The organism is Sphingomonas liriopis (genome assembly GCF_024211255.1).
In the GTDB taxonomy this organism is placed as follows: domain Bacteria; phylum Pseudomonadota; class Alphaproteobacteria; order Sphingomonadales; family Sphingomonadaceae; genus Sphingomonas; species Sphingomonas liriopis.
In genome coordinates, this window is the sequence record NZ_JAMLDY010000010.1 from 154,408 (window position 1) to 160,985 (window position 6,578).

Annotated in this window: 8 protein-coding genes; 5 read left to right on the forward strand and 3 right to left on the reverse strand. The window is 69.3% G+C overall.

The features are described from left to right. Positions 1–14 precede the first annotated feature (14 nt). The 3 genes from M9979_RS10250 to hflK form a co-directional block, all read right to left on the reverse strand. The gene (locus tag M9979_RS10250) at positions 15–1,577 is read right to left on the reverse strand and encodes a Do family serine endopeptidase (RefSeq protein WP_254289261.1); all 1,563 of its coding nucleotides are present in this window, start codon (positions 1,575–1,577) and stop codon (positions 15–17) included. A gap of 116 nt (positions 1,578–1,693) precedes the next feature. After that, positions 1,694–2,533, reverse strand: coding sequence for a protease modulator HflC (gene hflC, locus M9979_RS10255; RefSeq protein ID WP_254289274.1), 840 nt, complete (start codon positions 2,531–2,533; stop codon positions 1,694–1,696). A gap of 32 nt (positions 2,534–2,565) precedes the next feature. Continuing rightward, positions 2,566–3,684, reverse strand: coding sequence for an FtsH protease activity modulator HflK (gene hflK / locus M9979_RS10260; RefSeq protein ID WP_254289262.1), 1,119 nt, complete (start codon positions 3,682–3,684; stop codon positions 2,566–2,568). A gap of 70 nt (positions 3,685–3,754) precedes the next feature. Between hflK and M9979_RS10265 the strand changes: the two genes are divergently transcribed. From M9979_RS10265 to M9979_RS10285, 5 genes are all read left to right on the forward strand, one after another. Then, positions 3,755–4,708, forward strand: coding sequence for an Mrp/NBP35 family ATP-binding protein (locus tag M9979_RS10265; protein WP_254289263.1), 954 nt, complete (start codon positions 3,755–3,757; stop codon positions 4,706–4,708). A gap of 11 nt (positions 4,709–4,719) precedes the next feature. Further along, positions 4,720–5,151 (forward strand): CoA-binding protein, encoded by a 432-nt coding sequence (locus M9979_RS10270; RefSeq protein ID WP_254289264.1) that lies wholly within the window; start codon positions 4,720–4,722, stop codon positions 5,149–5,151. 76 nt (positions 5,152–5,227) lie between these two features. Further along, complete coding sequence (locus M9979_RS10275) at positions 5,228–5,518, forward strand: hypothetical protein (protein ID WP_254289265.1); 291 nt, start codon at positions 5,228–5,230, stop codon at positions 5,516–5,518. Then, positions 5,515–5,865 carry a hypothetical protein gene (locus tag M9979_RS10280; protein WP_254289266.1) on the forward strand — a complete coding sequence of 117 codons (351 nt, stop codon included), beginning with the start codon at positions 5,515–5,517 and terminating at the stop codon, positions 5,863–5,865. The genes M9979_RS10275 and M9979_RS10280 overlap by 4 nt, the downstream gene beginning before the upstream one ends. Then, the gene (locus M9979_RS10285; RefSeq protein WP_254289267.1) at positions 5,862–6,302 is read left to right on the forward strand and encodes a hypothetical protein; all 441 of its coding nucleotides are present in this window, start codon (positions 5,862–5,864) and stop codon (positions 6,300–6,302) included. The genes M9979_RS10280 and M9979_RS10285 overlap by 4 nt, the downstream gene beginning before the upstream one ends. Positions 6,303–6,578: the final 276 nt, after the last annotated feature.

Genomic DNA, 6,578 nt, shown 5'->3' on the forward strand with positions numbered 1-6,578 from the left:
TCAGGCGAAGCGGCTTACTTGATCTTCACCGGCAGGAACGCCGGGTTGCCGCGGCCGCGCTGGACGAGCAGCAGCACCTGCGGACGCCCCGCCGCCTTCGCCTGCGCGACGAGGCGGGCGTAATCGGCCGCGGTTCGCACCGGCACGCCGTTGACCGCGGTGATGACGTCGGTGCGCTTCAGCTTGCCGGCCGCATCGCTCGACGCATCGACCGTCGCGATGACGACGCCCTGTACGCTGCTGTCGACGCCGATCGCGCGACTAATACCCGGCGTCAGCGCCTGTACGGTGATGCCCAGCGGCGCGGTGCTCGATGCGGGCACCGACGACGTATCGTCATCGCCTTGGTCGTCATCGCCGCCGCCATTGGGGCCGAAGCCACCGCTGTCGTCCTGCCCCTGCAGGATCTTGCCGAGCTGATCCTCGGGCGGACGCGTCGCGACCGCGATGCTGACGCTGGCCGGCTGGCCGGCGCGCAACACGTCGAAGCGCGCGGTGGTGCCGGGCTTGAGGTTGGAGACGAGATAGGTCAGCGACTGCTCGCGCGTCACCGCCTGCCCGTTGATCCGGGTGACGACATCACCGGCACGCAGGCCGCCCTTCGCCGCCGGGCCGGTCGGCTCGACCTTGGCGATCAGCTCGCCGGCATTCTTGGCGATGCCGAGCGCGGCGGCCGCATCGTCGTCGACGGTGCCGCCGATCGTCACGCCGATATAGCCGCGGCTGATCTTGCCGCCCGTCCGGAACGTCTCGATGATCGGCTTGGCCACCGCCGCCGGAATCGCGAAGCCGATGCCAATGTTGCCGCCCGACTGGCTGAAAATCTGGCTGTTGACGCCGATCACGTTGCCGTTGAGGTCGAACATCGGCCCGCCCGAATTGCCCTGGTTGATCGAGGCGTCGGTCTGGATGAAGCGATCATAGGCGCCGCCCTGCCCGGTGACGCGGTTGATCGCCGAGATGATGCCCGCGGTGACCGTGCCGCCGAGGCCGAACGGCTCGCCGATCGCCACCACCCAGTCGCCGACCCGCGACTGCGCGGAATCGCCCCATTTCACGAACGGCAGGCCCGCCGCGTCGATCTTGAGCAGCGCCAGGTCGGAGGCGGTGTCCTGCCCGATGACCTTGGCGGTATATTCCTTGTTGTTCGACAGCGTCACGGTGATCGAATTGACCGTCGCGCCACGTGCGCCGGGGCTGATGACGTGCGCGTTGGTGACGACATAGCCGTCGGGCGAGATCAGGAAGCCCGACCCCAGCGAGGCGCCCTCGCGCTTCACCGGTGCGCCGCCCTGACCGCCACCCATGCCGCCGAACAGCTCGCCGAACGGGGTGCCCGAGAAGGGGTTGGCGGGCTGTTGCTGGACGATCGTCTGCTTGGTCGAGATGTTGACGACCGCGGGCTGCAGCTTGGCGACCATGTCGGCGAAGCTCATCGGCGCGCCGGCGCGCGGCACCGACGCCTGGATCGCGCCCGGTTCGTTCTGGGCCACCTGGGCGGTGCTCGGCTGGAGCGCGAGCGTGGCGGTCGCGCCGCCGAGGAGAAGCGCACTGGTAATGGCGTAGGCGTAGCGCACTAGGGGAGATTCCTCTTATTGAAGGGCATCCGGAATTGGGGCCTGATTGGCCCCGAACGCCTGAACGCCGCTTGAATGTTCATCGCCCCGACAGTTGGGGTGTCAGCAAGTGCCGATCAACGCCCCCGCCCTTCGAACTCGCGCAGGTAGCTGTTGTTGGGCGATAGGATGATCGACGTCGACCCAGAAGGCGCCGCCCCGCCGTCCGCACCGAAGGTGTGACGATAGGACTGCATCGCGCGGTAGAAATCGTAGAAATCCGAGTCCTTGGTGAAGCTTTGCGCATAGATCTGCGCGGAACGCGCGTCGGCCTCGCCGCGGATGATCTGCGCTTCCTTCTGCCCCTCGGCACGGATCGTCGTCGCCTGCTGCTGGCGCGCGGTCGCCATGCGGGCGAGCGCACGGTCGAGCGGGCTGCCGTCCGGCAGATCGGCGTGCTTGATCCGCACGTCGACGATCTGCACGCCGTACTGGCTGGCGAGCCGCTGCATGCGGGTCTGGATATTGTCCATCACCTGATCGCGCTCCGGACTGAGCAGGGTGGCGAACGGCTGGTTGCCGAGCTCGTTGCGGATCGAGCTGCCGAGCAGCGGCCGCAGCGCCTCGGTGATCGCGGTTTCGGTCTGCGAGGTGCTGCCGGTCGCGTTCACCGCCTTCAGCGGATCGATGATGCGGAAACGCGCATAGGCGTCGACCTCCAGCCGCAGCTGGTCGGACGAGAGCACCTGCTGGTTGTCGTAATCGACGTCGAGCACGCGCTTGTTGAGCCAGACCAGCCGGTCGACGAACGGGATGCGCAGGATCGGCCCTGCGCCCGTCCGCCCGAACTGTTCGCCCGGCTTCCACGCGTTGACCGTACGCACCGGCTGTTCGAAGCGCAGGATCACCGCCTGCTGCGTCTCGGGCACAATGGTGACCGTCGCGGCGAGCAGGATGACGAAGACCAGCGCGGCCATGCCGAGCGCGATCGGGTGACGCCACAGGCCGCTCACTGGCCGCCTCCCGTCGTCACCACGGGCTGGGCGGGTTGCGCCGGTTGCGCGGGCGTCGCATCGGGCAGCCGCCGCGCATTGCCCATCGGCAGATAGGGGACGACGCCCGTCGGCTCGACGATCGTCTTGTCAGACTTGGCCAGCACGGCCTCCATGGTCTCGTAATACATGCGGCGCCGCGTCACTTCGGGGGCGAGGCGATACTGTTCGTACACCTTGTCGAACTGCGACGCCTCGCCCTCGGCGCGGGCGACGACCTGCTTGGCATAGGATTGCGCCTGGTTGCGCGCGCCCTGCGCATCCTGCTGCGCGGCGGTCACGTCCTTGAACGCGTCGTTGACGCGTGCGGGCGGATCGGCCTGCTTGATGCCGACGCCGACGACGACGATGCCCGACTTATAGTCGTCGAGCACCTTCTGCATCCGCTCCTGCACCTGGTTCTCGATCCCCGCGCGGCCCGGCCCCAGGGCCGAATCGAGCGTCACGTTCGCCACCACCTCGCGCATCGCGCTCTCCGCGGTGGCGCGCACCGTCTCGCGCGGGCGATCGATCTGGAACACGTAATTCTGTGGGCTCGAGATCTTCCAGCGCACCGCATAGGCGAGGTCGATGATGTTCTGGTCGCGGGTCAGCATCAGGTTTTCGGTGCCGGACTCGGGAAAGTTCTCGATGCGGATGTTCTGGACGTCGACCTTGACGACGCGCGCGATCGGCGCGGGCAGCGTCATCGCGATGCCGGGATCGAGCGTCCCCGAATAGCGGCCCAGATAGGTGACGACGCCGCGTTCCTGCGGCGCGATCGGGTGGATCGAGGTGTAGAGCACCCAGACGAGCAGGATGATCCCCGCCCCGATCAGCCACAGCGCACGCGCATTGGGCGCGCCCGGCAGGCCGTTGAAGCCGCCGCCCCCGCCACCGCCGCCGCCGCGCGCCTTGTTGAGGAAATCGTCGAGCGCGGTCGGCTTGGCGCCGGGCTTGCGCCCGCCCGGCGGCAGCGACCAGGGATTGCGCGGGCCGCCGGCGCCGGGCGTGTCGTCGCCCTGCCCCCAGGGGCCCTTCGGCGTTTCGGTGGCGAGAATGGGTGGGCGCCCCTCGTGGCCCGGCATGATCGTCATGACCCTCTTATAGGAGGGCGTTCGCGGAAAAACAGTGGCAAGCCGCCGCCGCGGCCCTATCTCGCGCACCATGAAACAAGACGTCACGATCGAGCACGTCCGCGCCGTCGCGGGAGACCGCGCGACGCTGCGCTTCGAAGGGGACCGCGCGGGCATCGTCCTCGACGCCACCGGCCTGTCGGCGCGCGAGCGCGACGCGCTGGAGGCGGCGGTGCGCGCCGCCGCGAGCGCCAGCTGGCCCGGCGAGCTGCGCGTCGTCGTCACCGCCGAACGGACGCAGCGCCGGCTGATCGCGGTGGCGAGCGGCAAGGGCGGCGTCGGCAAATCGACGCTCGCCGCCAATCTCGCCATCGGGCTGAAGGCGCGCGGGCGGCGCGTCGGGCTGGTCGATGCCGACATCTACGGCCCCTCGCAACCGCGGCTGATGGCGGCGGAGGACCAGCGGCCGACCGCGAAGGACAAGGTGCTCGACCCCGTCCCCACCCCTTTTGGCGTGCCGATGCTGTCGATGGGCCAGCTGGTCGCGCCCGGCCGTGCGCTCGCCTGGCGCGGGCCGATGGTCGCGGGCGCGCTGACCCAGCTGGTCGAGGCGGACTGGGGCGCGACCGATACTTTGGTGCTCGACCTCCCCCCTGGTACCGGCGACGTGCAGCTGACGATGGTGCAGAAGCACAAGCCGGCGGGCGCGGTCATCGTCTCGACGCCGCAGGATCTCGCGCTGATCGATGCGACCCGCGCGATCGACCTGTTCGACAAGGCGGGCATCCCGATCATCGGCATCGTCGAGAACATGGCGGGCTACATCTGTCCGCATTGCGGCGAGGTCTCCGATCCGTTCGGCACCGGCGGCGCGCAGGCGACGGCGGAGCGACTGGGCCTGCCCTTCCTCGGCCGCGTGCCGCTGGCGATCGGCATCCGCACCGCGTCCGACGCGGGCCAGCCACCGGCGGCGGGGAACGGCGCCGATGGCGCGGCGTTCCACGCGATAGCGGGGCTGGTAGACGACTGGCTGACCGCGCACTGAGGAGAGAGCCGATGCCGCTGACCGACGATGCCGCCATCAAGGCGCTGCTGGAAGGCGCGCGGACGATCGCGCTGGTCGGTGCGTCCGATCGCCCCAGCCGCCCCTCCTATGGCGTGATGGCGGCGCTGCAGCGCCACGGCTATCGCGTCATCCCGGTCAATCCGCAGATCACCGGCGAGCATGTCCATGGCGAATTCGTCTTCCGCGACCTGCATCAGCTGGGCGACCCCATCGACATCGTCGACATCTTCCGCCGGTCCGATGCCGTCGGCGCGGTGGTGGACGAGGCGATCGCGATCGGTGCCAAGGCGGTGTGGATGCAATTGGGCGTGATCGACCACGACGCCGCCGCGCGCGCCGAAGCGGCGGGATTGCAGGTGGTGATGGACCGCTGTCCAGCGATCGACATCCCGCGGCTGGGCGTGGCGCCCGTTGGCGCTTGATCTCCACGTCGGTCTGACGGAGACTTATCGCGGCCGGCGCGTTTTTTGGGTGGCCCTGTTGTCGGAGTACGGTCCCATGTTCGCGTTGCTGTTGCTGATCCCGTCCGCCGCCAGCGACGACATCGCGGGTTTCCGCCTGCCCCCCGCACCGGTGACCGTCTCGCGCATCGTCGTGCCCTGCGTCGGCGACGATTGCGCCGCGGCGACCCGCAAGGAGGATTATCGCATCCCCCTCGAGCGCGATTCGCTGGCGCGAACGTCGAAGGAGCGCGCCTTCGCCGCCGATGGCCAGCAATGCGGGCTGGTCGGCGACAAATATTGCACCAGCCGCGGGCGCAAGATCTTCAGTACGGATTTCAGCGAATGATCTGGTTGCTGCTGGCGATGGCGCCGGCGGGCGACGAGGCCGCAACGCTGCTCGCGACATCACGCGCGCTGATCGCGGGGGAGCGGTGCCGGCCCGACCCGAACACCACCGACATCACCGTCTGCGGCCGTCGCCGCGCCGACCGGTTCCGCGTCCCCTTCGTCGTCCACGACGCGGGCGATCCGCGCTACGAGGCGGTGGCGGTCGAGCGCGACCGGTTGCTCCACCGCACCAATCCGGTGCAGGATTTGAGCCCGTTCCTCGTCGGCGGCGGCATGGCCGGCGTCACGATGAGCAGCCGCACCGGGCTGACCGGCACGACGACCGACCGGAGCCTCGCGCCATGATCCTGCTGGCGCTCGCCCTGCAGGCCGCGGCGGCGGAGCCGGCCGCACCGAAGCCGGCCGACATGCCGCAACGCTTCTCGATCCTCGCGCCCCAGTCCTGCGCCCCGGCGACGGACAAGGCGGACATCGTCGTCTGCGCCGACGGCAAGTCGTCGCAGGCGCTGCCGCTGCCCGACGAGGCGGGCCCGCCCGCCGGCCGCGGCGCCAATCGCGAGCTGTCGGCGGCCAAGGTGCTGGCGCTCGAGGGCACGCCCTGCGCGGCGACGCAAAGGGGCTGTACGGTGGGGTTCGGCCCGCCGATCATGCCGCTGGTCGGCGCGCTGGTGGGGGCGGCCAAGTCCGCCTTCGCGAAGAAGCCCGACAAGCGCGGCCGGGTGGCGATTTCGCTCGACGACGTGCCGCAGACGGCAGCGGTCGCGCCGGTGGCGAAACCCTGACCGGCACGACGTCGCGCTACCAGAACACAATGACTTCGGTTCGACCGTCTCCCTGAGCCTGTCGAACGGCCTGATTCTCACCTGTGCTTCGACAGGCCCAGCACGAACGGGCCAGTTGGAGTCATCGGGCTCTAGCCCGAACGCCTCCCCCATTCCTTCGTCACCCCGGACTTGTTCCGGCAACTGTGTAATTGTGGTTATTGGACGAAGGGTGTCTGGTTTCGAATGATGGCATTGAGGATGGTGAGGAGTTTGCGTGCGACGGCGATGAGGACG

Excerpts from the sequence above, each read along its gene's own strand:
- hflK (WP_254289262.1), bottom strand. The coding sequence starts at position 3,684 with ATGACGATCATGCCGGGCCACGAGGGGCGCCCACCCATTCTCGCCACC.
- M9979_RS10280 (WP_254289266.1), top strand. The coding sequence starts at position 5,515 with ATGATCTGGTTGCTGCTGGCGATGGCGCCGGCGGGCGACGAGGCCGCA.
- M9979_RS10265 (WP_254289263.1), top strand. The coding sequence starts at position 3,755 with ATGAAACAAGACGTCACGATCGAGCACGTCCGCGCCGTCGCGGGAGAC.
- M9979_RS10285 (WP_254289267.1), top strand. The coding sequence starts at position 5,862 with ATGATCCTGCTGGCGCTCGCCCTGCAGGCCGCGGCGGCGGAGCCGGCC.
- hflC (WP_254289274.1), bottom strand. The coding sequence starts at position 2,533 with ATGGCCGCGCTGGTCTTCGTCATCCTGCTCGCCGCGACGGTCACCATT.
- M9979_RS10270 (WP_254289264.1), top strand. The coding sequence starts at position 4,720 with ATGCCGCTGACCGACGATGCCGCCATCAAGGCGCTGCTGGAAGGCGCG.
- M9979_RS10275 (WP_254289265.1), top strand. The coding sequence starts at position 5,228 with ATGTTCGCGTTGCTGTTGCTGATCCCGTCCGCCGCCAGCGACGACATC.